The organism is Nonomuraea sp. NPDC048881, assembly GCF_040649795.1.
In the GTDB taxonomy this organism is placed as follows: domain Bacteria; phylum Actinomycetota; class Actinomycetes; order Streptosporangiales; family Streptosporangiaceae; genus Nonomuraea.
In genome coordinates this window covers 847,032-870,390 of the sequence record NZ_JBEZGC010000002.1, presented here as the reverse complement: position 1 = coordinate 870,390, position 23,359 = coordinate 847,032, and the positions used below count along the sequence as shown (strand labels likewise).

The following is a 23,359-nucleotide window of genomic DNA, read 5'->3' as shown; positions in this document are numbered from 1 at the left end:
TGGGCCGCGTGAACGCCCCCGCCGCCCGGCCGAAGGAGGGATGCGTGACCACGACCAGCGCCCCCGGGAGGGACGTGTGACCACCACCGGCGTCCCCGAGCAGGGGCATGCTGACCAGGCCCCCGGGCAGACCGGGAAGCCCGCCGCGCCCGCTCCCCCGGCCGCCCCCGTACGGCGGCGGCGGTGGAGGTGGCGGCGGCGCACGCCGACGGTGATCCAGATGGAGGCCGTGGAGTGCGGGGCCGCCTCGCTGGCGATGATCCTCGGCTACCACGGCAAGTTCGTGCCGCTGGAGGAGCTCCGCTCGGCCTGCGGCGTCTCCCGCGACGGCGCCAAGGCCTCCAGCGTGGTGGCCGCCGCCCGCCGCTACGGGCTGATCGCCAGGGGCTTCCAGATGGAGGCCGAGGACCTGCGCTCGCTGACCGAGCCGGCCATCGTGTTCTGGGCGTTCCAGCACTTCATGGTCCTGGAGGGGGTGCGCAGCCGGTTCGGCAGGAAGGCCGTCGCGGTCAACGACCCGGCGGGCGGCCCCCGGATGATCGACTGGGACGACTTCGACTCCGGCTTCACCGGCGTGGTCCTGACGTTCGAGCCGGGGCCGGACTTCCGGCCCGGCGGCCGGCCCACCCGGGTCGGGCAGGCCCTGCTGGCCCGGCGGATGCCGTCGGGCCGCGCGCTCCCGCTGGTGCTGCTGGCCAGCCTGCTGCTGGTCGTGCCGGGCATCATCGGGCCGGCGTTCAGCCGGGTGTTCATCGACCGGATCCTGACCGGGCGCGACCCGGGCTACCTGGTGCCGCTGCTGTTCGCGATGGGGGTCACCGCGGTCGTGGTGTTCGTGCTGACCTCGGTGCAGCGGCACTACCTGCTGCGGCTGGAGATCCGGCTCGGCCTGGTCAGCTCGGCCCGGTTCTTCCGCCATCTGCTGCGGCTGCCGGTGGAGTTCTTCCTCCAGCGCCGTCCGGCCGAGGTGGCCAAGCGGGTGCAGGCCAACGACGGCGTGGCCGAGATCCTCTCCCGGGATCTGGCCGTCACGCTGGTGAACCTCGTCCTGGTGCTGTTCTACGCGGCCGTGCTCATCCGCTACGACGTGCTGCTCGGGCTGGTCGGGGTGTCGATGGCGCTGCTGAACATCCTGGTCCTGCGCCAGGTGTCGCGGGCGCGGACGGACGCGGTGGCGGCGCTGCGGGCCGACCTGGGGAACCTGACCTCCACCACGTTCAACACGCTGCAGCTCGTGGAGACCGTCAAGGCGACGGGGGCCGAGCCGACGGCGTTCCAGCGCTGGGCCGGGTTCCTGGCCAAGGCGGTCACCGCCAAGCAGCGGCTGGGCGTGGCCACGGCGACGCTGACCGTCGTGCCGCCGCTGCTGGCCGGGATCAACAGCGGGCTGATCCTGCTGATCGGCGGGCTGCGGGTGGTGGACGGGGTGATCAGCGTCGGCATGCTGGTGGCGTTCCAGACGCTGCTCAACGCCCTGTCCAGGCCGGTCACCCAGCTCACCAACCTGGGCGGCCAGCTGCAGGACATCTCGGCCGACATCTGCCGCCTGTACGACGTCGAGAAGTACCCGATGGCCAGGACGTTCGAGCGGGCCGTCGCCGGCGGGGAGCAGGCCGACCCCGGCGGGCGCCTGGACGGGCGGCTGGAGTTCGCCGACGTGACCTTCGGCTACAACGCGCTCGCCGCTCCCGTCATCAGGAACCTGTCGTTCACCGTGGTGCCGGGCCGCCGGGTGGCGATCGTCGGCAACTCCGGGAGCGGCAAGTCCACCGCCGGCAAGCTGGCCGCCGGCCTGTACGCGCCGACCTCCGGCCAGGTGCTGCTGGACGACCGGCCGCGCGACGACCTGCCGCGGGCCGTCGTGGCCTCCTCCGTCGCCTACGTGGACCAGGACATCACCCTGTTCGAGGGCACCGTGCGCGACAACCTGACGTTGTGGAGCGACGACGTGCCCGACGAGGTGGCGGTCTCGGCGCTGCGCGACGCGGCGCTGTTCGACCTGATCGCGGCCCGGCCCGGCGGCCTCAACAGCCGGGTGCTGGAGGGCGGCAGGAACCTCAGCGGCGGCCAGCGGCAGCGGCTGGAGCTGGCGCGCGCCCTGTCGATCCAGCCCACGCTGCTGATCCTGGACGAGGCGACCAGCGCCCTGGACCCGGAGACCGAGCGGACCATCGCCGACAACCTGCGCCGTCGCGGCTGCGGCTGTCTGATCATCGCGCACCGGCTGTCCACCGTGCGCGACGCCGACGAGATCATCGTGCTCGACCGCGGCGAGGTGGTCGAACGCGGCAGGCACGCCGAGCTGCTGGCGCTCGACGGCCACTACGCCGAGCTGCTCAGGAGCTCGCGCAAGAACGGCGACGGCGGATGACGACACGGCAGATGACACGGAGGATGACGCAGTGCTGAAGGTGGCCGGTTTCTCCCCGTTCTTCACCGACGCCGCCACGCCGGTGGACTACTCGGCGGAGAACCTGTTCGTGGTGTCGGGCGTGCGCGAGGTGCTGCTGGTGGAGGAGGGCGCGGTCGACCTGTTCGCGGTGCGGCTGGAGGGCGGCCGTCCGGTCGGCCGGTGGCACTACCTGTGCCGGGTCCGGCAGGGCACGCTGCTGCCGGGCTCGCCCAAGGGGCCCAGGCACGGCATCGTGGGCCGTCCGGTGCTCGGCACCCGCGTGTCGCGTCTGCCGCTGGCCAGGCTGGGCGAGCTGTCGGGCACCAACCGGTCGGCGACGATGTCCACCGCCGAGTACGGGCTGGCCGTCCGGCAGTTCGTCCGCGGGCTGGAGGCGGGGATGATCGCGCTGGCCACCGCCCTGCGCGACGCGCTGCCGCCGCGCGAGTTCGTCCCGCTGCTGCCCGACGCGGTGACCGAACTGCCCGCCGGGCGCGCCGCCCGGTCGGTGGACGGCGTGCGGTGGATGACCGTCGAGGCGGGCGCGGTCGAGATGCCCGACGGGGTGGCCGGCGTGCTGACCGCGGGCGCCGAGCTGGCGGTGACCGAGCGGGACTGGCTGGTCGCCGACGCGCCCGCCCGGCTGCGCGCCCGTTCGACCTGGCAGTTGCTGGCCGACGAGACGATCTGGGCCCGCTGGGTCGAGCACGCCATCCGCTTCCTCTACACCGTGGACCGCCGGGTCGAGCGGCGGCGGGCGCAGGAGCTGGAGGCGTTGCGGCGGCGCAAGGAACGCGAGGCCGGCACGACCCGGGCGGCCCGCCGCGGCTTCGACACGCTGGTCCGCGACACCGAGGCCAAGGTGCGCCTGGCCGACGTCACCGCCGACCCGCCGGCGCTGGCGGCGGCCAGGCTGGTGGCCTCGCACGGCGGGTTCACCGTGACCGCGCCGCCGACCGGCCAGGCCCGGGGGGCCGATCCGCTGCAGGCCGTCGCGCTGGCCTCCGGGGTGCGCACGCGCTCGGTCCGGCTGGACGACGGCTGGTGGAAACACGACATCGGGCCCATGGTGGGCTACCGGTCCGACGACGGGACGCCGGTGGCCCTGCTGCCGATCGGCTCGCGGTACGTGGTGGCCCAGCCGGGCCACAGCCGGGTCACGCCGATCACCAAGGCGGTGGCCGCCACGCTGAGCGGCAAGGCCGAGGTGCTGTACCAGCCGCTGCCGCGCGAGGTGCGGACCGTGGCCGGGCTGCTGCGCTTCGGCCTGGCCCGCAACGGCCGCGACCTGTGGGTGCTGGCCTCCCTGGGCACGCTGGTGGCGGTCATCGGCCTGCTGGTGCCCGCGATGACCGGGCTGGTGCTGGGGACGTTCGTGCAGCGGGCCGAGCGCGACCTCATCGTGCAGGGCGCGGCGCTGGTGATCGGCGGCGCGCTGGTGGCGGGGGCGCTGTCGATCGTGCAGAACGTCGCGGCCCTGCGCGTCGAGGGCCGTTCGTCGGCCCGGGTGCAGGCGGGCGCGTGGACCCGGCTGCTGTCGCTGCCCGTCACGTTCTTCGGCCGGTACTCCACCGGCGAGCTGGGCACGACCGTGCTGGGCGTGAGCGCGGCGCAGGAGACGCTGTCGGGCGTGATGACGACGGCGACGCTCGGGCTGTTCGGCGGGCTGGCCAACCTGACGCTGGTGTACTTCTACGACGTCGGCCTGGCGCTGCTGGCGACCCTGCTGGTGCTGGCCGGCGTGCTGGTGTGCGCGGTCGCCGGCTTCTTCGAGGTGCGCCTGCAACGCCGCCTGTACGAGCAGGAGCAGCGGCTGTCCTCGCGGGTGTTCCAGCTGCTGTCGGCGGTGCCCAAGCTGCGCGTGGCGGCCGCGGAGGACCAGGCGTTCGGCGTGTGGACGCGCGACTTCATGGCCACCAGGACCACCTCGGCCGCGGCCCGGCGGCTGCAGAACGTGGTGACCACCTTCAACGCCGGGTTCCCGCTGGTCTGCTCGGTCGTGATCTTCGCCGTGGCCGCCGGGCCGCTGCGCGGGCAGCTCCCGATCAGCGCGTTCCTGGCCTTCTTCGCCGCGTTCAGCCTGCTCATCGCCTCGGTGTTGCAGTTCACCGGGGCGGCCATCACGGCCATGGGCGTCGTGCCGATGCTGGAGAAGCTGGCGCCGGTGCTGGAGGCCGAGCCGGAGGACCACGCGGGCAAGGCCGACCCCGGCGACCTGTCGGGCCGCGTCAGCCTGTCGCGGGTGTCCTTCCGCTACGGCGCGGACGGCCCCGCGGTGCTCACCGACATCGACCTGTCGATCGAGCCCGGCGAGTTCGTCGCGATCGTGGGCCCGACCGGCAGCGGGAAGTCCACGATCCTGCGCCTGCTGCTCGGCTTCGAGCAGCCCGACGTCGGCTCGGTCCTGTACGACGGCCAGGACCTGGGCGAGCTGGACCTCGGCGCGGTGCGCCGGCAGTGCGGCGTGGTGCTGCAGAACGGCGCGCTGCTGGCCGGCGACATCAGGCAGAACATCGTCGGCAGCACGAACCACACCATCGACGACGCCTGGGAGGCGGCGGCGATGGCCGGCATCGCCGACGACATCACGGCCATGCCGATGGGCATGCACACCGTCCTGTCGGAGGGCACGAACACGCTCTCCGGCGGTCAGCGGCAGCGCATCATGATCGCCAGGGCGCTGGTCTCGCGGCCCCGCATCGTCTTCTTCGACGAGGCGACCAGCGCCCTGGACAACCCCGCCCAGAACGTCATCGCCGAGAGCACCCGGCGGCTCAACGCCACGCGCGTGGTCATCGCCCACCGGCTGTCCACCGTCCGGGACGCCGACAAGATCCTGGTGCTCGACGGCGGGCGCATCGTCCAGCAGGGCACCTACGACGAGCTGCTCGCCGAGGAGCAGGGGCTGTTCGCGCGGCTGGCGCGGCGGCAGATGTGAGCGCACGGGAGGAGCCGTCATGGAGTTCGCGCTGCTGATCCACGGGCCGGAACGGGCCTGGGCCGAGCTGTCCGAACAGGACCGCGCCGCGCTGTTCGGCGCCTACCTCGACTTCGGGCGGGAGCTGCGGGAGGCCGGCGTCACGGTGCTGTTCGGCGCGCGGCTGGCCCGCCCGGACGCGGCGAAGGGGGAGCCGCGCGAGGACGGCCGTCCGGAGCTGGGCGGCATGTGGATCCTCGACCTGCCGTCGGAGGAGGCGGCGCTGGAGTGGGCCGGGCGCCTGCCGTCCGGGCCGGGCGACCGGGTCGAGTTACGGCGCTGCGACCGTGGAAGGATGTCACGATAGTGCCAACCGGGGCTCTGCCCGCGCCCCACCACGCCTTTGGGGCAGAACCCACAGGGAGGTAGACGACTCATGGACTTCGTGCTGCTGATCCACGGCGACGAGATGCTCTGGGACGCCTTCAGCGAGAGCGAGCGGGAGCGGATGGCCGAGGCGCACCGCCAGTTCGGCCGGGCGATGGCGATGGCGGGGGTCAAGGTCAAGTACGGCGCGGGGCTGACCAGGTCCAGGGAGGGCAAGCTGGTCAGGCCCGACGGGCCCGCCGTCGACGGGCCGTACGCGGTCGGGCGGGAGCAGATCGGCGGCATCTGGGTCATCGAGGTCCAGTCGGCCGAGGAGGCCGAGTCGTGGGCGCGCAAGATGCCCTACGCGCCCGGTGACATCGTCGAGGTGCGCCCCTGCGACCCGGCCTCCTGAAGGGCCGGGCCCCGGGCCGCCCTCAGTAGCGGGCTCTGCGGCTGAGCAGCACGCCCACGGCCAGGAACAGCAGGCCGGCGGCGCCGTACACGATGGCCAGCGAGGTCGCGGGCGGCTTCTCGCTGGCGTTCACGACGGCCAGCCCCAGGCCCACGATCGCGCTGATGTAGCTGAAGATCGCGATGAAGATCTTCCAGAACGGACTCATGACGTGCTTCCTTCCGATGGGTGCTGAGCCGGTCCGTACGGTGCGGTCCCGGCGACGACGAAGCCGAGCAGCATGACCCAGGCGTCCGGGTCGGCCAGGAAACGCCGCCAGCGGTCGGCGGCCAGGGCCAGCCCCGCCATCGGCAGCGCGCCCGAGGCGACGAGCGGCGCCAGGCGTTCGGGCCCCAGGTGCGGGGCGAAGGCCGCGGTGGGGTGGGTGTCGTTGGTGGTGGCGAACGGGCGCAGCACCACGTCGGCGAACCCGCCGCGGCGCAGCAGCCGGGTGAGCTTCCTGCCGATCTGCCGGTCGCCTCCGGCGCCGCGCTGGGCCTGCGCCATGGTGGCGTGCACGGAGGCCAGCTCCGGGTACATCGGGTCGGCCAGCCCCCACAACATGCTGTCCACCTCGACGACTGCGATCCGGCCGCCGGGACGCAGCACGCGCAGCGCCTCGGCCAGCATCGGCGCCGGATCGCCCACGTGCTGCAGTACGTACCGCAGCAGTACGCCGCCCACGCTGCCGGTACGCAACGGCAGCCGGGCGCCGTCGGCGGTGACCAGCGGCGCGCCGCAGCCGCCCGCGTTGCGCAGCAGGGCGGCGTCCACGTCGAGCGCGATGACCGGCAGCCCCGGCTCGGCGGCGCGCAGCCTGCGGGTGACCGCGCCGGACCCGGCGCCGAGCTCCAGCAGCGGGCCCTGGCCGGTCAGGCCGAGGTCGCGCATGATGCGCAGCTCCTCCTCGAAGGAGAGCGCCGCCTGGGCCTCCAGCCGGGCCAGCTCGCCCGCCACGCCTCCCCAGGTGGTGTTGGCGGCGTCGTAGGAGCCGGTCGAGGCCTGAGTACTCACCCGGGCGCTCACCGGGGCACTCACCGGGGCGCTCACCGGGGCCTCGGGGTCATCATCAGGCCGTGCCGGGGCCGCAGCGTGACCAGCGCCTCCGGCTCGACGGGGAAGCCCGGCACCAGCTCCATGCGCAGCCCGCGCAGGATCACCGCGAGCACGAGCGTGGCCTCGACCAGCGCGAAGTGCCGTCCGACGCAGATGCGCGGGCCGCCGCCGAAGGGCAGGTACTGGTGGCTGAGCAGCCGCGCGGCCCGGTCGGGGTCGAACCTCTCCGGCCGGTACGCATCCGGCTGCTCCCAGTACCTCGGGTCCCGGTGCAGCACCCACGGGCTGACGCACACCAGCGACCCGGCCGGTACGTCGTAGCCGTCCAGCACGTCGTCGGCCGTCCCGCGGCGCGAGATCAGCCAGACCGGCGGGTAGAGCCGCATGGCCTCCTGGACGGCCTGCCGGCAGCGCCGCAGCCTGGGCAGGTCGGCGGCCTTGGGCGAGCGGCCGGCCAGCACCTCGTCGATCTCGGCGTGCACCGCCTCGGCCGCCGCCGGGTTGCGGTCGAGCAGGTAGAGCGTCCAGGTCAGCGACTTGGCGGTGGTCTCGTGCCCGGCCATGACGATGGTCAGCACCTGGTCGCGCAGGTCGGCGTCGGACATCGCGTGCCCCTCGGCCAGCATCGCGCCGAGCAGGTCGTCGCCCGCGCCGCCGGCCCGGCGGGCGGCGATGATGAGCCTGGTGACCCGGTCGAGGAAGGCCCGCGCGCGCAGGAAGCCGGCGTGCCGGGCGGCCGTGTCGGCCGGGTCGGGGTCGTCGCTGGGCACGTAGTGGCCGATGAAGCGGTTGACCGCGTCCACGGCGCGGCCGAAGCCCTCGCCCGCGACGCCGATGTCGGTGCCCAGCATGGCCTTCACGATCACGGTGAGGGTGAGCGAGGTCAGGTCGTGGTCGACGCGTACGGGCCGGCCGCCGGCCCAGTGCGCCACCAGGTTCTCGGCCGCCTCCACGATGACCCGGTCGAACCGGCCCACCTCGGCGGGCCTGAACGCGGGCGCGCACATCCTGCGCTGGGCCGCCCACTCGGCGCCGTCGCTGGTCAGCAGGCCGTTGCCGAGCAGGGGGCGGAGCATGTCGTCGTCCGGCGTGCGTTCCTTGGTGTAGGCGGCGCCGTTCTCCTTCAGCACGTGCCTGGCCAGGTCGGGGCGATTCAGCATGTAGACCGGCTCGCCGTCGGCGTCGTGGCGGGTGACGTCGCCGAGGGCCGCCATGGCGGTGACGAACTCCAGCGGAGCGTCGCGCATGGCCCTCAGGCTCTGGGTTCCGGCGGGTCCCGGCGGCACCCGGGGGGATACGTACGTCCCGGACATGGGTTCTCCCGATGGCTTACGCAGACGAATATTCTCGATACGCATTTCCGGCCATCGAATACGTATATCGCTTCGTATTGTTCCGGTCGGCGTATTTGCAGAGTACCTTTTAAGCAGAGGGCTCTCAATACTTAATCCAGGGCCCCGGAAATTAAGTCTAGGCACTGCGAATTCGGCTGTGTAAGACTCCGTTCCGAGACGGCGCACCGCGCCGAAGGGGAAAAGCTCCAGGAGGACGCAATGGCCCTGAACCCCAGAGAGCGGACCGAATTCGTCAACGCCTACACGCGAGTCCTGATCACCGCGTGGTCGAGCGAGGAATTCTCGGCGAAGCTGGACAGCAACCCTCGTGAGGCGCTGGCCGAGGCCGGCCTCGAGGTTCCCGCGGGCGCCCAGATCAACCTCGTGCGCAATGTTCCCGACGGCCACCACGACACGAACCTCGACGTGCAGGTCTCGCTGTGGGAGCGCGGGCTGGAGACGGGGACGTTCGAGTTCCACATCCCCGAGACGCCGCAGATCGACATGGCCGAGCTGAGCGAGGGCGACCTCGACTCGATCGCGGCCGGCGACGTCAACTGCTGCTGCTGCCCCTGCTGCTGCTGCACCTGACGCCGGGAGCCACGCACGCCAAGAGGAGGTAGAGGAGATCATGTCCGACGACCAGGCGAACCCCATCCACGTACGGGGGCTGCGCAAGCAGTACGGTCCCGCTCTCATCCTGCAGGGTGTGGACCTGGACGTTCGTCCCGGAGAGGTGTTCGCCTTACTCGGGCCCAACGGCGCGGGCAAGACGACCACGGTCGAGATCCTCGAAGGCGTGCGCAGGCGTTCGGGCGGCGACGTGCGAGTCCTCGGCCGTGACCCGGCCGAGGACGCCCCGCAGTGGCGGGCGCGGCTCGGCATCGTGCCGCAGACGACGGGCGCCTACGCGGACCTGACCGTCCGCGAGGTCGTCGAGCACTTCGCCGCCTTCTACCCCGCGCCGCTGCCCGCGGCGCAGGTGATCGACATGGTGGGCCTCGGCGCCAAGGAGCGCAAGCAGGCCCAGACGCTCTCGGGCGGCCAGCTGCGCCGCCTGGACGTGGCCGTCGGCGTCGTCGGCGACCCCGACCTGATCTTCCTCGACGAGCCGACCACCGGGCTGGACCCGGAGGCCCGGATGGAGGCGTGGGACCTGGTCCGCTTCTTCGCCGACCAGGGCAAGACGACCGTGCTGACCACCCACTACCTGGACGAGGTGGAGGCGCTGGCGCAGCGCGCGGCCGTGATCGTGGCCGGCCGGATCGTCGAGACCGGGCCGGTGAGCGAGCTGGGCGGACGGCGCGACACGCCCGCCGCGGTGAGCTTCACCCTCACCCCCGAGCTGAGCGCGGCCGACCTGCCGGACCTGCCCGCGGGCACCGCGCTCGACCCGTCCTGCACGCCCGGCGTGCCCGGCGGCACGCTCACGCTGCTCACCCACACGCCCACGCGGGCCCTGGCCGCGCTGCTGCCCTGGGCCGCCCGCGCGGGCGCCGACGAGCTGCCCGACCTGCGCGTCCACCGGCCCACGCTGGAGGACGTCTACCTCAAGCTGATCCGCGAGAACCAGGGGGCCCAGGCATGACCAGCTCGAACGCGATCGTGGCCGAGCAGGGCCGTCCCGTGCGCGCATCAGGCGGCGGGTCGGGGCTGTGGCGGGCGTCGGCGGCCCGTTCGTCGGTGGAGCTGAAGTCGTTCTTCCGCAACCGGCAGTCGTTGTTCTTCACGCTGCTGCTGCCGATCGTGCTGCTGCTGGTGCTCGGCTCGATCTTCTCCGGCACGGTCCCCGGCACGCACACCGACTTCAAGCAGATGTTCGTGGCCGGGATCATCGCCTGCGGCATCATGAGCGTCAGCTTCAACGGCCTGGCCATCAACATCGCGATCGAGCGGGACAACGGCATGATCCGCCGCCTGGCCTCCTCGCCGATGCCGAAGACGGCGTACTTCGTCGGCAAGATCGTCCGGGTGGTGGTGACCGGGGTGCTGGAGGCGGCGATCCTGCTGGGCGTCGGCGTCGCGCTGTTCCGCCTGCCGTTGCCGCCGGACGCCGGACACTGGCTGACCTTCGCCTGGGTGCTGCTGCTCGGGGCGACGTCCTGCTCGCTGCTGGCGGTGGCCTTCAGCGCGATCATCCCCAACGCCCGCTCGGCCGCGGCGATCGTCACGCTGCCGTTCCTGGTGCTGCAGTTCATCTCCGGGGTGTTCTTCCCCTACAGCGAGCTGCCGGCGTGGATGCAGAGCCTGGCGGCGTTCTTCCCGCTGAAGTGGATGACGCAGGGCCTGCGCTCGGTGTTCCTGCCGGCCGACTTCGCGGTGGTGGAGCCCGCCGGCGCGTGGGAGCTGGGCAGGACCGCCGCGGTGCTGGGCGGCTGGTGCCTGGCGGCGCTGCTGCTGAGTCTGCTGACCTTCCGCTGGCGCGGCGCCAACGTCCGCTGACCGGGGAAGGGGCTCAGATGGCGAGGGTGAAGCCGGTCAGCCTCCTGGGCACCAGGCCCGGCGCCCAGGCGGGCGGCTTCCCCGTGCGCCGCAGCCCGGGATACCGCTCCAGCAGCCCGCTCAGCAGCAGCCCGCCGGCCTGCCTGACCAGCGGCGCGCCCAGGCAGAGATGGGTGCCCGCGCCGAAGGCCAGATGGGGGTTGGGCGACCGGGTGACCAGCAGCTCGTCGGGCCGGTCGAACACCGCCGGATCGCGGTTGGCCGCCCCGACCAGGGCCAGCACCCTCGCCCCCGCCGGGATCAGGCCGCCGTCCAGCGGGACCGCCTCGGTGGTCACCCGGGCGGTGAACGGGATCGGCGACTCCAGCCGCAGCAGCTCGTCGACGGCCGCCTCGGCCACCTGCGGGCCGCCGTCCCTGATCAGGCCGGCGGCCTCGTCGCGCGGCAGCAGCCAGTGGAGGGCGTTGCCCACCATCTCGGCCAGCGGCTTCCATCCGCCGACGACCGTGAGCGCGGCGATGCCGAGCATCTCGGCCCTGGTCAGCCGGTCGTCGGCGGCCAGCCGCCCGAACGGCGAGCCGCCCGGCCCGTTCCCAGCGGCGGCTTCGGCGGCTTGGGCGGCGGCGTCGGCGCGCTCGCCGAGGAAGCGGGTGAGCTCGCCCATCGCGGCCCGCCCGGCCGCGGCGGCCTGCGGCCCGGCCAGCGGGTCGAGGTTGACCGACACGCGGGCGGCCAGCCCGGCGAAGGCCGGCACGTCGGCGGCCGGCAGGCCGAACAGCCTGGCCAGCACGCCGGTGGCCAGCGGCTCGCCGAGGTCGGCGGTGGCCTCGATCTCCGCCCGGCCGGCCAGCCCGTCGAGCACCGCGCCGATGCCGGCCTCGATGTCGCCGGCGATGCCGCGGATCGCGGCCGGGCCCATCAGCAGCGCGCCGGGCGAGCGCAGGCGCTGGTGCTCGGGGGGATCGGTGGTCAGCATCGACGGCGGCAGCTCGTCGTCCCTGACCCGCTCCCGCTGCCCGAGCGCGGCCGAGAAGCGCGGGTCGCGCAGCGCGAGCGCGCAGTCGGCGTGCGCGGTCAGCAGCCACATGCGCGAGGTGACGTCGAAGTGCACGGGATCGTGCTCGCGCAGCCAGCGGTACGCCGGATACGGGTCGAGCCGCCCGCGAGGAGAGAACGGGTGCGGCAGGTGGCCGGGCAGCGTGCGGGGTGCCGTCATGGCGTCTCCTCGTGATCAGGCCGAGGACAAACTACTACAGAGGATGTGCCGGTGGCAGAGCTTGACGTCGTCGTGATCGGCGCCGGGGTGAGCGGGCTGGCGGCGGCCGCGCGGCTGGCCGCCGCCGGGCTGGCGGTCACGGTGCTGGAGGCCAGGGAGCGGGTGGGCGGCCGGATCCGCACCCACCGGCCGACCCTGCTGGAGCTGGGCGCGCAGGTCATCCACGGCGACCGCAACCCGATCGCGGCGCTGCCCGGCCTGGAGGCGCCCGTGCCGGTGCCGCGGCGCGCGGCCCGGGTGCTGCTGCCCGGCGGGCCGCGCCCGCTGACCGCGCTGCGGCCCACGCCGCCGCTGCTGGAGGAGCGGCTGACGTCCGGCGCGGCCCGGGAGCCGCTGCGCCGCCTGGCGGGGGCGAGCCCCTGGGACGTGCCGGTCGCGACGTGGCTCAAGGAGGAGACGGCGCAGTGCCCGCAGGCCCTGGAGCCGGCGGCGGAGTGGTTCAGGCAGAACTGGGCGGCCGAGCCGGAGGCGCTGAGCGCGCCCGCGCTGGCCGCGCTGCGCCGGGCCGACCGGTCCGGGCGGGGCGAGTTCGCGCTGCCCGGCGGTTTCGACCGGCTGCCCGCGCGGCTGGCCGAGGGGTTGCGGGTGCGGCTCGGCGACGCGGTCGTCCGCCTGGCCTGGACGCCGGGCCGGGTGCGGGCGCTGACCGCCGCGGGACGCGTGGAGAGCGCCGCCGCCGCCGTGGTGACCGTGCCGCCGCCGGTGGTCGCCGAGGGACGGCTCGTGCTGGACGACCTGCCGGTGCGCAAGCAGGCGGCGGCCTACGAGCTGCGGCCCGGCGACGCCTGGTGCGGGCTGGCCGCCTATCCCGTGGCCGCCCCCGAGTCCCTCGTGGTCTTCGACGCCGGCGGCCGTCTGGGGTTCGTCAGCACGACCGCCGGGCGGCCCGAGGTGCTGGTGACGGCCAAGGGCCGGGCCGCGGCGGCGGCCCGGAGCGCGTGGGCCGAGCCGGGCGGCCTGGCCGCGCTGCTGGCCCGCGCCCTGCCGTGGACGCGGGGGCTGAACCCGGAGGTGGTGGTGTCCGACTGGGGCGCCGACCCGTGGGCGGGCGGCGCGTACACCTACCCGGGCGTGGGGACGTTGTGGGCGTCCCCGGCCTGGGCCGAGCCGCTGGGCGGGACGGTCTTCTTCGCCGGGGAGGCCACCGTCGGCCTGTCCGGCCCGCCCATGGCGCACATGGCGATGGCCAGCGGGGAGCGCGCGGCCACAGAGGTGATTGGGGCGCTGGAGAGATGACGGCCGGAAACGGGGAGCTCCACGGCGGGTGGTTCCTGCTCGCCCTCGACGACGAGATCGGCCCGGGGCTCACCCCGCTGCGGCTGGGCGGCGCGCGCCTGATGGCGGTGCGCGACGGCGAGCGGATCCGGGTGTTCGAGGCCACGTGCCCCCACCGGGGCGCCCATCTGGCCTACGGCGGCAAGCTGGACGGCGACTGCGTGATCTGCCCCTTCCACGGCAAGCGCGTCTCGCTGGGCGGGTCCGGCCGCCGCTGGTCGGTGGGCGAGCTGCGGACGCTGCGGGCCGGGGCGGCGCTGTTCGCCCGGCTGTCCGGCGACCCCGGCGACGACCGCGGCTTCGAGCAGGCGATCAAGCAGGCTGCCGAGGACCTGGTGATCGTGGCGGCGGTGAACCAGCCGGTGACGGTGCCGGCGGAGTACGTCGTCGAGAACGCCTTCGACGCCCAGCATTTCAGCACCGTCCACCTGGTGCCCTCGGTGCGCGGCATGCGGGTCAGCATGGGCGGGCACGACGAGCTGGTCATCGAGGGCGAGTTCCGCACCAAGGCGCCGCCGTGGGAGCGGGAGCGGCGGCTCGACTTCGCCTCCCGGTTCGTGGCCCGCGCCTACAGCCCGCACCTCGTGGTGACCGAGCTGGGCACGGAGTCGGCGCCGTACACGATCGTCACCGGCGCGGTGCCGGACGGGACGGGCTGCGTGGGACGGGTGGCCATCGGCGTGCGGCCGGACCAGCGGGACTCGCTGCCGGCGCTCGTGCACGGCGCCCGCTACGCCTTCGACCAGGACCGCGTCGTCTGGGACCACCTGGACACCGGCGCCCCGCAGCGGCTGGACGCCGGCGACACCCCGGTCATCGCCTTCCGCCGCTTCTGCCAGGGCTTCGCCCCCGTCCCCGCCTCCGCCTCCGCCTCCGCCGGAGCGTCCTCATGAGCCTGTACGTGCGCTCGACCGGCGAGGGCCGGGCCGTGTTGTGGATCCACGGCTACACGATGGACGCCTCGGTCTGGGAGCCGCTGTGGAACCTGCTGCCCGGCTGGCGGCACGTCGGCGTGGACCTGCCGGGACACGGGCGGTCCGGGCCGCTGCGGCCGGGCACGTCGCTGCCCGCGCTGGCGGCCGAGCTGGCCGGGCTGGCCAGGGCGGAGTCGGCCACGCTGGTGGTGGCCGAGTCGATCGGCTCGATGATCGCGCTGCAGCTGGCCGTCGACCATCCCGATGACGTGCGCGGGCTGATCGTCGGCTCCCCGACCATCGCCGGCGCGCCTCCCGAGCCGGGCACCGCCGAGCGTTACCGGGCGCTGGCCGGGCTGGCCCGGATGGGCGCGGACGGCGAGCAGCTCGCCGACCTGTGGATGTCCTCGCCGCCGGACATCTTCCGCGGCACCGAGGACCATCCCGAGCTGCGGGCCAGTCTGCGGGCGATCGTGGCCCGGCACTCGTGGCGGGAGCTGCGCGACGGCGCGATGCACGGGCTGAGCAGGCACGTCCACACGGTGGAGGACCTGCGCGGCATCCGGGCGCGCACGCTGGTCGTCGTGGGCGACCGGGACATGCCGACGTTCCGGGCCGGCGCGGCGCTGCTGCGCGAGTCGGTCCCCCGGTGCCGCACGGTCACCGTCCCCGGCGCTGGGCACCTGTGCCTGATCGAGCGGCCCGAGGTCGTGGCGCCGCTCGTCGCCGCGCACCTGCGGCTGTCGGCCCTGGACGCGCACGAAGGCGACGATGTGGACAAGGAGGCCGGGCGTGCCGATTCACGAGCACTATGAGCCGGGCGAGCCGTGCTGGGTGGACTACGGGACGCTCGACCCGGCCGGCGCGCGGGCCTTCTACGGGGAGCTGTTCGGCTGGACCTTCCGCGAGGAGGGCGGCTACTCCTTCGTCGAGCTCGGCGGCCAGGTCGTGGCCGGTTTCGGCCGGGTGCCGCCGGGCCTGCCCGCCTCCTGGAACACCTACCTGGCGGCCCCGGACGCGGACGCCGTGGCCGTACGGGTGAAGGAGCTGGGCGGCGGCGTCGTCTTCGGCCCGATGGCGGCCGGCCAGGACGGGCGCGTGCTGTTCGCGACCGACCCGGCGGGGGCGGCCGTCGGCTTCTGGGAGGGGCACCGGCCGGCCGGGATCGTGCTGGCCGGCGAGCCGGGCACGTGGTGCGCCCACGAGCTGTGGTCGGCCGGGGCCGGGTTCTACCGGGACCTGCTCGGCGTCGCGCCCGAGGTCCGCGAGGGGACGGGGGCGCGGCCGCAGTGGATGACGTTCTTCGCGACCGCCGACCGCGCCGCGACCGCCGCGGCGGCGGCCCGGCTGGGCGCCACGACCGCCCCCGGGCATCCCCGGGCGACGATCGTGCGCGACCCGTGGGGGGCCCTATTCGCGCTGACGTGACCGGCCGGACAGCACGAAGAACAGGGCCACGAGGACGGCGCCGGCGATGACGACCACCGAGCCGACCGTCTTGCCGATCAGGAAGGCCACGACCACCGCGGCGGCGTAGACCAGGGGAACGACCAGCCGGAGGTTCAATCCCATGCGCGCTCCTTGAAGAAAGACGGAACGGAACTCAGACGCATCATCGAACAGGCCGGGCCGGCGGTCCAGAATAACGCCGGAATATACGTATCGGCCTACGTATTGGGCCCCGCACGCCGGGCCCGTCACTGCGTAATACGTATCGATTATCGGAAGGGCTCGCGATGACCAAGGTATTAGTGATCGGCGGCGGCCCGGCGGGCTCGATCGCCGCGACGCTGCTGGCCCGCAACGGAATGGACGTCCGGCTCCTGGAACGCGAACGTTTCCCGCGTTACCACATCGGCGAGTCCGTCTCGCCGTCCTGCCGGACGATCATCGACTACGCCGGGGCGCACGAGAAGATCGAGGAGCGCGGCTATCCCGTCAAGGAGGGCCTGCTGCTGCGCTGGGGCGCCGAGCGCGACTGGACGGTGAACTGGGCGGCCACCTTCGGCCCGGAGGTGCGCTCCTGGCAGGTGGACCGGGACGACTTCGACCAGGTGCTGCTGGACCACGCCGCCTCCCAGGGCGTCGAGGTGATCCAGCGGGCCAGGGTCAGGCGGGTGCTGTTCGAGGACGGCCGCGCCCGCGCCGCCGATTGGGACCGCGGCCTGGAGCGCTTCGATCATTTGGTCGACGCCTCCGGACGCGCCGGGGTACTGTCGGCGCAGCACTTCCGTGACCGACGCCCGCACGACGTCTTCAGGAACGTCGCCATCTGGGGCTACTACCAGGGCGGCGAACTCCTTCCCGACACGCCGGGCGGCGGCATCAACGTGATCTCCTCACCGGAAGGGTGGTACTGGGTGATCCCGCTGCGCGGCGAGGTGTTCAGCGTCGGCTTCGTCACCCACCAGACCCGCTTCCTGGAGCGGCGCGCCCACTACCGGTCGCCGGAGGAGATGTTCCACGCGGTGGTGGCCGAGTCGCCGACCGTGGCGGGGCTGATCGGCAGGTTCACCGGCCCGGTGCGCGTCGAGCAGGACTTCTCGTACGTGGCCGACTCCTTCTGCGGCCCCGGCTACCGCATCGCCGGCGACGCCGCCTGCTTCCTCGACCCGCTGCTGTCGACCGGCGTGCACCTGGCCATGTACAGCGCCCTGCTGGCCGCGGCCTCGATCACGGCCACCGAACGCGGCGAGGTGAGCGAGCAGGAGGCCCTGGGCTTCTACGAGTCCCTGTACCGCAACGCCTACCAGCGGCTGCTGACCATGGTCTCCTCGGTCTACCGGCAGTACCGCGGCCGGGCCAGCTACTTCTGGCTGGCCCAGCACCTGATCAGGGGCGGGGCGTCCGACCACGCGTTCGCCGCGATCACGGCCGGGCTGTCCGACCTGACCGACGCCACCACCGCCGGCGGCACCGCGCCGATGAGCGAGCTGGTGACCGCCGCCCACGACGCGGGGCTGCGCGCCCTGCGCAACGTCACGCCCGCCGGCAGCACCCTGGCCCCCATGCGCATGGACGCCAACGACCTGTACGACGCCGCCACCGGCCTCTACCTGACCGCTCACCCCCGGCTCGGCATCAGCCGCTCACTGACGAGGACGCCTTGATGAAGTCACTGGTCCGCCTGCTCCTGCCGCTCGCCTTACTGGCGGCCCTGCTCTCCCCCGCCCCGGCGACGGCTGCCCGGACGCCCGCCCCGGCCGCGGGCGGGCAGGCGTTCGCCGGGCAGGCGGAGGCCATGCGGCGGCTGTCGTTCATGATCGGCACGTGGGCGGGGGCGGGCTGGACCGTCACGCCCTCCGGCACCCGGCAGGAGTTCCTGCAGACCGAGCGGGTGCGCTGGCAGGCGGGCGACCTGGTGATCTCGGTCGAGGGGCAGGGCCGCGACAAGGCGGACCCGCGCACGATCGTGGACAGCGCCCTGGCGGTGATCAACTACTCCGAGGCGACCGGCCAGTACCGCTGGGAGGCGTTCTCGCGCGGCTACGTCACCACGGTGGTGCCGGTGGTCGGCGACGACACCTTCGAGTGGAGCCTCCAGACGCCCGCCTACACCAGCCGCTACACGCTGACGTTCACCGGCACCACCTGGCACGAGATCGGCGAGACCACCGTGGACGGCGGCCAGACCTGGCACCAGAACTTCCAGATGGACCTGCGCCGGCTCTACTGACCCCTGCGCACACTTGTACAAATGTAACACTGTGCGAAAATTTGGTAGCAATACGTGCATAGTCCCAGGTCGGCCGGGTACCGCGACTCCATAGGCTCCTCGTCCTGGAGGAAACCGTGGACATCAATATTGGCCAAGGCCTGACGGACGCCTGGCGACAGGTCGCGACGTTCGTGCCCAGGCTGGTCGCGTTCCTGGTGATCCTGATCATCGGGTGGATCGTGGCGAAGGCGCTGCAGAAGCTCGTGGACAAGATCCTGGACCGCGTCGGGTTCGAACGGGCGGTACACCGCAGCGGCGTGCAGCGCTGGCTCGAAAGCAGCCGGTACGACGCCAGCGGGCTGCTCGCCAAGCTCGTCTACTACGCGATCCTGCTGATCACCCTGCAGATCGCCTTCAGCGTCTTCGGGCCCAACCCGATCTCGGCGCTGCTCAACGGGGTGGTGGGCTGGCTGCCCAAGGCCGTGGTCGCCATCGTGATCATCGTGATCGCCGGGGCGATCGCCCGGGCCGTCCGGGACCTCGTCGACGGCGCGCTCGGCGGGCTGTCCTACGGACGCTGGCTCGGCATCGCGGCGGCCGTCTTCATCTGGGCGCTGGGCATCATCGCCGCGCTCAACCAGATCGGCGTCGCCACGACCGTCACGACCCCGGTGCTCATCACCGTGCTCGCCACCATCGGCGCGATCATCGCCATCGGCCTCGGCGGCGGGCTCGTCCGTCCGATGCAGCAGCGCTGGGAGCGCTGGATCGGCCGGATCGAGGCGGAGGCGCCGCAGGCCAGGGCGCACGCCGAGGCGTACCAGCGGGGGCGTGAGGACGCCCGCTCGATGGCCCGGCCCGCCGAACCGGCCCGCACCACACCCGGCGCGCCCGGCACGACCGGCCCGACCGGCCCGACCATGGGCCCGACCGGCGGGGCGACCCGCGCGGACCTCCCGCCGGAGAGCTGAGCTCCGTGTGGCCGGGACAAGCGCCCGGCCACGCGGACCCCTCACGGACGGCCGGCCAGCGGGCGTGAGCCTCGCGGGCCGGCCGGGAGCGGGGTCCGATGCCCAGGTGGTGGCCGTCTGAGCGCGGGACGTCCGGCGCGGGGTCAGGCGGGTTCGGCGAGGAAGCCCTGTTCGCGGGCGAGCCAGCAGACCGCCGTCAGCCGCAGCGCGGGCGCGTCGTGGTCGCCGCTGAAGATCCAGCCGCGGTGGCGCAGCTCGTCGAGGAAGCCCAGCAGATAGTCGCCGAGGGTCTCGCGGTCGAGCGGGATCGCGTCACGCAGCAGCGCCGCGTGCTGATCCACGGCCGCGACCAGCGCCGGCTCGCACTCCATCCTGGCGAGCTGGGCATGGCCCAGCGTGTCCATCAACCACCGCAGGGGCGCATGCGCCCAGCCCTCCTCGAAAACCACGCGCCAACTTTAAGGCATCGCCCGAGGTCAGCCCGCCTGGGGGGCGGGTGCCGTGTGCGGTCAGTCGTGCGGTCGGTCGAAGGGCAGTCCGACGTAGTTCTCCGCCAGCGTGGTCGCCGCCGCCTCCGAGGAGGTGACGTAGTCCAGGTAGGAGGTCTGGAGCCGCCGCCCGTACGGGTCGTCCTCGTCGAAGGTGTGCAGCAGCGTCGTCATCCACCAGGAGAAGTGCTGCGCCCGCCACACCCGCTTCAGGCACGCCGCCGAGTAGCCGTCGAGCCGTTCCGGCGAGCCGTGCTCGAAGAACGCCGCCAGCGCCTCGGTCAGCACCCGGACGTCGGCCACGGCCAGGTTCAGCCCCTTGGCGCCGGTCGGCGGCACGATGTGGGCGGCGTCCCCGGCCAGGTAGAGCCGCCCGTACTGCATGGGCTCGGCGACGAAGGAGCGCATCGGCGTGACGCCCTTCTCGATGATCTCGCCCGTGGTCAGCTCGAAGCCCGGGACGGTCTCCAGGCGGGCCTTCAGCTCGGCCCAGACGCGCTCGTCGGGCCACTGCGCCACGTCGGCGTCGGCCGGGACCTGGAGGTAGAAGCGGCTGACCGTGGGCGAGCGCATGCTGTGCAGCGCGAAGCCGCGCTCGGTCCTGGCGTAGATCAGCTCCTCCGACGACGGCGCCACCTCGGCCAGGACGCCGAGCCAGGCGAAGGGGTACTCCCGCTCGAAGACCTCCAGGACCCCGTCCGGGACGCTCGGCCGCGAGACGCCGTGGAAGCCGTCGCACCCGGCGATCACGTCGCAGTCGAGCCGCTCGCCGCCGAAGGTGAGGTACGGCTCGGACTCCGGCGAGTGCACCTCGACGTCCTCGACCTCGAACCGCAGGTCGCCGCCCGCCGCCAGCCGGGCCGCGATCAGGTCCTTGACGACCTCCTGCTGGCCGTAGACGGTGATGGCCCGGCCGGGGACGAGCTTGTCGAAGGCGATGCGGTGGCCCGCGCCGCCGTACCGCAGCTCGATGCCGTGGTGCGGCAGGCCCTCGCGCAGCAGGCGCGCGCCGACGCCCGCCTCGACGAGCGTGTCCACCGTGCCCTGCTCCAGGACGCCCGCGCGGACCCGCCGCTCGACGTAGGCGCGGCTGCGCTTCTCCAGCACCACCGAGGAGATGCCGCGCAGGTGGAGCAGATGAGACAGCAGCAGGCCAGCGGGGCCCGCGCCGATGATCCCGACCTGAGTTCGCATGAGGGAAGTCTGCTGCCTGCCTGCCCCCGGAGCCGAGTAGCCTCTTCCACTGAGTGGAAGATGCGCGCAGGAGTGTGGTCATGTCCGGAGGAGCCCTGCGTCCGGGGCAGACGGTGACGTCCAAGGTGCTGGCCATCCTGGGGGCGTTCGACGCGGCCCATCCGCAGCTCACGCTGACCGACCTGGCCAGGCGGAGCGGGGTGCCGCTGAGCACGGCCCACCGGCTGGTGGCCGAGCTGGAGGAGTGGCAGGCGCTCAGCCGCTCCCCCGACGGGCGGCTGCGGGTGGGGCTGCGGCTGTGGGAGCTCGGCCAGCTCGCGCCCGGCAGCCTCCAGGGCCGCGCGCACCCCTGGCTCCAGGAGCTGTTCGCCACCACCGGCGAGAACGTGCACCTCGCCGTCCGCGACGGCCTGGAGGTCCTGTACGTGGACAAGGTGTACGGCAGGCGGGCCGTGCCCATCGTCTCGCGCACGGGCGGGCGGCTGCCGATGCACCCGACCGGGGTGGGCAAGGCGCTGCTGGCCTTCGAGCCGGAGTGGTTCGTGCAGGCGTACCTGGCCCGCGCGCTCGAACGGCCCACGCCGCACACCGTCACCGAGCCGGGCCGGCTGGCCAGGGAGCTGGCGGCGGTGCGGGCGCAGGGCTACGCGCTGACGCACGAGGAGATGACGCTCGGCTCGTGCTCGGCGGCGGCGCCGGTCGTCGTGGACGGGCGGGCGGTGGCCGCCGTGGGGATCGTGCTGGCCTCGCGGCGCGCCCGCGAGCTGCCCCGGCTGGTGGACCCGCTGCTGGAGACCGCCGCCCGGATCGCCGCCGCCTGCCGGGCCCCCTGACCGGCCGCCGGACGGCGCTCAGTCGGTGAACCTCTGGATGCGGTCCTTGAACAGGGTGGTCGCGATGGCCGCCTTGTGCGGCTGCCCCTTCAGGAACGCCTGGGCGAAGCTCTTGGCCTGGTCGTAGGAGACCTTGCCGGGCATCGGCGGCTCGTTCGGGTTGACGTCCACGTCCACCAGGGCGGGGCCGTCGTGGGCGAGCGCCTGCCTGATCGCCGCGGCCACGTCCCCGGATTTGGTGACCTTGGCGCCGAACCCGCCGCACGCCCTGGCCCAGACCGAGTAGTCGGCCTCCGGCTGGGCGAAGCGCACGCCGTGCTCGGGGTAGCCGAGGACCATCTGCTCCCACAGGATCTGGCCGAGCGAGTTGTTGTTGTTGATGACGACCTTGACCGGCAGCCGGTGCTGGGCGGCGGTCAGGAACTCGGCCATCAGCATCGCGAAGCCGCCGTCGCCGACGTAGGCGATGACCTGCCGGCCGGGGAAGGCGTGCTGCATGGCGATGGCGTACGGCAGGCCGGGCGCCATCGTGGCCAGCGTGCCCGACAGGTAGAACTCGCGCCCGCCGCGGATCGTCCAGTGGCGGGCGGCCCAGGTGGCGATCGTGCCGCTGTCGCAGGTCAGGATGGCGTCGTCGGCGGCCAGGTCGTCCAGGACGGACATGGCGTACTGGGGGGCGATCGGGTCCCTGTCGGGGTTCTCCAGGCTGTCCATGTCGGAGCGCCACTTGGCCATGAGCTTCTGGTACTTGGCCAGGTGTCCGTCGCCGCCGCGCCGGGTGAGCAGCGGCAGCAGCTCGCGCAGGCCCTCCTTGGCGTCGCACACCACGGGCACGTCGGTCGGCACCCGCGCCCCGGCCCTGGTGGGCTCGGCCTCGAACTGCACCACCCGCGCCTTGCCCGGCTCGGGGAGGAACTTCGTGTAGGGGAAGTTCGTGCCGATCATGAACAGGACGTCGGCCTCGTCCATCAGCTCCTCGCTCGGCTTGGTGCCGAGCAGCCCGATCCCGCCCGTCGTGTACGGCGAGTCGTCCGGGACGACCGCCTTGCCGGGCAGCGTCTTGACCACCGGCGCGCCCAGCGCCTCGGCCACGGCCAGCACCTCCTGCCGGGCGTGCAGCGCGCCCTGCCCGGCCAGGATGGCGGGCCGTTCGGCGGCGTTGAGCACCTCGGCGGCGCGCGCCAGGTCCTCCCGGCGCGGCAGCCCCGAGGGCCGCAGGTAGATCGGCGCGGTCTCCGGCGCGCGCACCGGCGCGACCGTCCGGTACGGGTCCTCCCCCGCGTCGGCCACCTGGATGTCGTTGGGCAGCGTGAGGTGGGCGACGCCGCGCCGCGCGTACGCCGTCCGGACGGCCAGGTCCACCAGCGAGGGCAGCTGGGCCGGGTTGGTGATCATCATGTTGTACTCGGCCACGTCGGCGAACAGCTTGTCGAGGTGGACCTCCTGCTGGTAGCCGGTGCCGAGCACGGCGGTCTCCTGCATGCCGGTGATGGCCAGCACGGGGACGTGGTCGAGCTTGGCGTCGTAGAGGCCGTTGAGCAGGTGGATGCCGCCGGGGCCGGAGGTGGCCAGGCAGACGCCGATCCGTCCCGTGGCCTTGGCGTAGCCGGTGGCCATGAAGGCGGCGGCCTCCTCGTGGTGCACCAGCACGAACCGCACCCGGTCACGATGACGGCGCAGCCCCTCCATGATGCCGTTGATGCCGTCGCCCGGCAGGCCGAAGACGGTGTCCACGCCCCACTCGGCGAGCCGTTCGATCAGGGATTCGGATGCGATACGAGCCATATTG

At 73.4% G+C, this 23,359-nt stretch carries 23 protein-coding genes; 15 read left to right on the top strand and 8 right to left on the bottom strand.

Annotated elements, in window-relative coordinates:
- Nucleotides 1-40: 40 nt before the first annotated feature.
- From AB0C33_RS09540 to AB0C33_RS09525, 4 genes are all read left to right on the top strand, one after another.
- Entirely contained in the window at nucleotides 41-2,371 is a 2,331-nt protein-coding gene (locus AB0C33_RS09540; RefSeq protein ID WP_358285405.1) for an NHLP family bacteriocin export ABC transporter peptidase/permease/ATPase subunit, read from the top strand.
- Nucleotides 2,372-2,402: 31 nt separating this feature from the next.
- Complete coding sequence (locus tag AB0C33_RS09535; protein ID WP_358285402.1) at nucleotides 2,403-5,330, top strand: NHLP bacteriocin export ABC transporter permease/ATPase subunit; 2,928 nt, start codon at nucleotides 2,403-2,405, stop codon at nucleotides 5,328-5,330.
- Between the two features lie 19 nt (nucleotides 5,331-5,349).
- A complete protein-coding gene (locus tag AB0C33_RS09530) occupies nucleotides 5,350-5,676 on the top strand; it encodes a YciI family protein (protein ID WP_358285400.1) in 327 nt (108 codons plus the stop codon).
- A 69-nt stretch (nucleotides 5,677-5,745) separates the two neighbouring features.
- Complete coding sequence (locus tag AB0C33_RS09525) at nucleotides 5,746-6,090, top strand: YciI family protein (RefSeq protein WP_352356825.1); 345 nt, start codon at nucleotides 5,746-5,748, stop codon at nucleotides 6,088-6,090.
- A gap of 22 nt (nucleotides 6,091-6,112) precedes the next feature.
- Here AB0C33_RS09525 and AB0C33_RS09520 read toward each other — a convergent pair whose 3' ends face one another.
- From AB0C33_RS09520 to AB0C33_RS09510, 3 genes are read right to left on the bottom strand one after another with little or no spacing between them, the layout of a single operon-like run.
- A complete protein-coding gene (locus AB0C33_RS09520) occupies nucleotides 6,113-6,298 on the bottom strand; it encodes a hypothetical protein (protein WP_189646391.1) in 186 nt (61 codons plus the stop codon).
- Entirely contained in the window at nucleotides 6,295-7,143 is an 849-nt protein-coding gene (locus AB0C33_RS09515) for a methyltransferase domain-containing protein (protein ID WP_358285398.1), read from the bottom strand. Before AB0C33_RS09515 ends, AB0C33_RS09520 begins: the two co-directional genes overlap by 4 nt.
- A 32-nt stretch (nucleotides 7,144-7,175) precedes the next feature.
- A complete protein-coding gene (locus tag AB0C33_RS09510) occupies nucleotides 7,176-8,432 on the bottom strand; it encodes a cytochrome P450 (protein ID WP_358285395.1) in 1,257 nt (418 codons plus the stop codon).
- A 306-nt stretch (nucleotides 8,433-8,738) separates the two neighbouring features.
- Here AB0C33_RS09510 and AB0C33_RS09505 point away from each other — a divergent pair, with 306 nt between their 5' ends.
- From AB0C33_RS09505 to AB0C33_RS09495, 3 genes are read left to right on the top strand one after another with little or no spacing between them, the layout of a single operon-like run.
- Nucleotides 8,739-9,110: a hypothetical protein gene (locus AB0C33_RS09505; RefSeq protein ID WP_358285393.1), complete on the top strand. Its 372-nt coding sequence runs from the start codon at nucleotides 8,739-8,741 to the stop codon at nucleotides 9,108-9,110.
- Between the two features lie 40 nt (nucleotides 9,111-9,150).
- The gene (locus AB0C33_RS09500) at nucleotides 9,151-10,107 is read left to right on the top strand and encodes an ABC transporter ATP-binding protein (RefSeq protein ID WP_358285392.1); all 957 of its coding nucleotides are present in this window, start codon (nucleotides 9,151-9,153) and stop codon (nucleotides 10,105-10,107) included.
- On the top strand, nucleotides 10,104-10,961 hold the full coding sequence (locus AB0C33_RS09495) for an ABC transporter permease (RefSeq protein ID WP_358285390.1): 858 nt from the start codon (nucleotides 10,104-10,106) through the stop codon (nucleotides 10,959-10,961). The genes AB0C33_RS09500 and AB0C33_RS09495 overlap by 4 nt, the downstream gene beginning before the upstream one ends.
- A gap of 13 nt (nucleotides 10,962-10,974) precedes the next feature.
- Here the strand turns inward: AB0C33_RS09495 and AB0C33_RS09490 are convergent, their stop codons facing one another.
- The gene (locus AB0C33_RS09490; protein ID WP_358285388.1) at nucleotides 10,975-12,177 is read right to left on the bottom strand and encodes a cytochrome P450; all 1,203 of its coding nucleotides are present in this window, start codon (nucleotides 12,175-12,177) and stop codon (nucleotides 10,975-10,977) included.
- 51 nt (nucleotides 12,178-12,228) lie between these two features.
- Here AB0C33_RS09490 and AB0C33_RS09485 point away from each other — a divergent pair, with 51 nt between their 5' ends.
- The 4 genes from AB0C33_RS09485 to AB0C33_RS09470 are packed head-to-tail and all read left to right on the top strand — an operon-like array spanning nucleotide 12,229 to nucleotide 15,854.
- Nucleotides 12,229-13,473, top strand: a complete 1,245-nt coding sequence (locus tag AB0C33_RS09485) for an FAD-dependent oxidoreductase (protein WP_358285386.1) — start codon at nucleotides 12,229-12,231, stop codon at nucleotides 13,471-13,473.
- Nucleotides 13,470-14,405, top strand: a complete 936-nt coding sequence (locus AB0C33_RS09480) for a Rieske 2Fe-2S domain-containing protein (protein ID WP_358285383.1) — start codon at nucleotides 13,470-13,472, stop codon at nucleotides 14,403-14,405. Before AB0C33_RS09485 ends, AB0C33_RS09480 begins: the two co-directional genes overlap by 4 nt.
- Nucleotides 14,402-15,241: an alpha/beta hydrolase gene (locus AB0C33_RS09475; protein ID WP_358285380.1), complete on the top strand. Its 840-nt coding sequence runs from the start codon at nucleotides 14,402-14,404 to the stop codon at nucleotides 15,239-15,241. Before AB0C33_RS09480 ends, AB0C33_RS09475 begins: the two co-directional genes overlap by 4 nt.
- Nucleotides 15,219-15,854, top strand: a complete 636-nt coding sequence (locus AB0C33_RS09470) for a VOC family protein (protein WP_358285378.1) — start codon at nucleotides 15,219-15,221, stop codon at nucleotides 15,852-15,854. The genes AB0C33_RS09475 and AB0C33_RS09470 overlap by 23 nt, the downstream gene beginning before the upstream one ends.
- On the opposite strand, the gene AB0C33_RS09465 is transcribed toward AB0C33_RS09470, so the two are convergent.
- Nucleotides 15,837-15,998, bottom strand: a complete 162-nt coding sequence (locus AB0C33_RS09465; protein ID WP_352329725.1) for a hypothetical protein — start codon at nucleotides 15,996-15,998, stop codon at nucleotides 15,837-15,839. The genes AB0C33_RS09470 and AB0C33_RS09465 overlap by 18 nt on opposite strands.
- Nucleotides 15,999-16,162: 164 nt before the next feature.
- On the opposite strand from AB0C33_RS09465, the gene AB0C33_RS09460 reads away from it, so the two are divergent.
- The 3 genes from AB0C33_RS09460 to AB0C33_RS09450 all read left to right on the top strand — a co-directional run bounded on the left by AB0C33_RS09460 (nucleotide 16,163) and on the right by AB0C33_RS09450 (nucleotide 19,055).
- Entirely contained in the window at nucleotides 16,163-17,536 is a 1,374-nt protein-coding gene (locus AB0C33_RS09460; protein ID WP_358285376.1) for an NAD(P)/FAD-dependent oxidoreductase, read from the top strand.
- On the top strand, nucleotides 17,536-18,102 hold the full coding sequence (locus AB0C33_RS09455) for a hypothetical protein (RefSeq protein WP_358285374.1): 567 nt from the start codon (nucleotides 17,536-17,538) through the stop codon (nucleotides 18,100-18,102). Before AB0C33_RS09460 ends, AB0C33_RS09455 begins: the two co-directional genes overlap by 1 nt.
- Nucleotides 18,103-18,218: 116 nt before the next feature.
- Nucleotides 18,219-19,055, top strand: coding sequence for a hypothetical protein (locus AB0C33_RS09450; RefSeq protein ID WP_358285372.1), 837 nt, complete (start codon nucleotides 18,219-18,221; stop codon nucleotides 19,053-19,055).
- A gap of 143 nt (nucleotides 19,056-19,198) precedes the next feature.
- Here the strand turns inward: AB0C33_RS09450 and AB0C33_RS09445 are convergent, their stop codons facing one another.
- Together AB0C33_RS09445 and AB0C33_RS09440 are read right to left on the bottom strand one after the other, a co-directional pair.
- A complete protein-coding gene (locus AB0C33_RS09445) occupies nucleotides 19,199-19,504 on the bottom strand; it encodes a DUF6401 family natural product biosynthesis protein (protein WP_358285370.1) in 306 nt (101 codons plus the stop codon).
- Between the two features lie 60 nt (nucleotides 19,505-19,564).
- Nucleotides 19,565-20,737 (bottom strand): 4-hydroxybenzoate 3-monooxygenase, encoded by a 1,173-nt coding sequence (locus tag AB0C33_RS09440; protein ID WP_358285368.1) that lies wholly within the window; start codon nucleotides 20,735-20,737, stop codon nucleotides 19,565-19,567.
- An 80-nt stretch (nucleotides 20,738-20,817) separates the two neighbouring features.
- On the opposite strand from AB0C33_RS09440, the gene AB0C33_RS09435 reads away from it, so the two are divergent.
- Nucleotides 20,818-21,570 carry an IclR family transcriptional regulator gene (locus AB0C33_RS09435; protein ID WP_358285365.1) on the top strand — a complete coding sequence of 251 codons (753 nt, stop codon included), beginning with the start codon at nucleotides 20,818-20,820 and terminating at the stop codon, nucleotides 21,568-21,570.
- 18 nt (nucleotides 21,571-21,588) lie between these two features.
- On the opposite strand, the gene AB0C33_RS09430 is transcribed toward AB0C33_RS09435, so the two are convergent.
- Nucleotides 21,589-23,355 carry a thiamine pyrophosphate-dependent enzyme gene (locus tag AB0C33_RS09430; protein ID WP_358285363.1) on the bottom strand — a complete coding sequence of 589 codons (1,767 nt, stop codon included), beginning with the start codon at nucleotides 23,353-23,355 and terminating at the stop codon, nucleotides 21,589-21,591.
- Nucleotides 23,356-23,359: the final 4 nt, after the last annotated feature.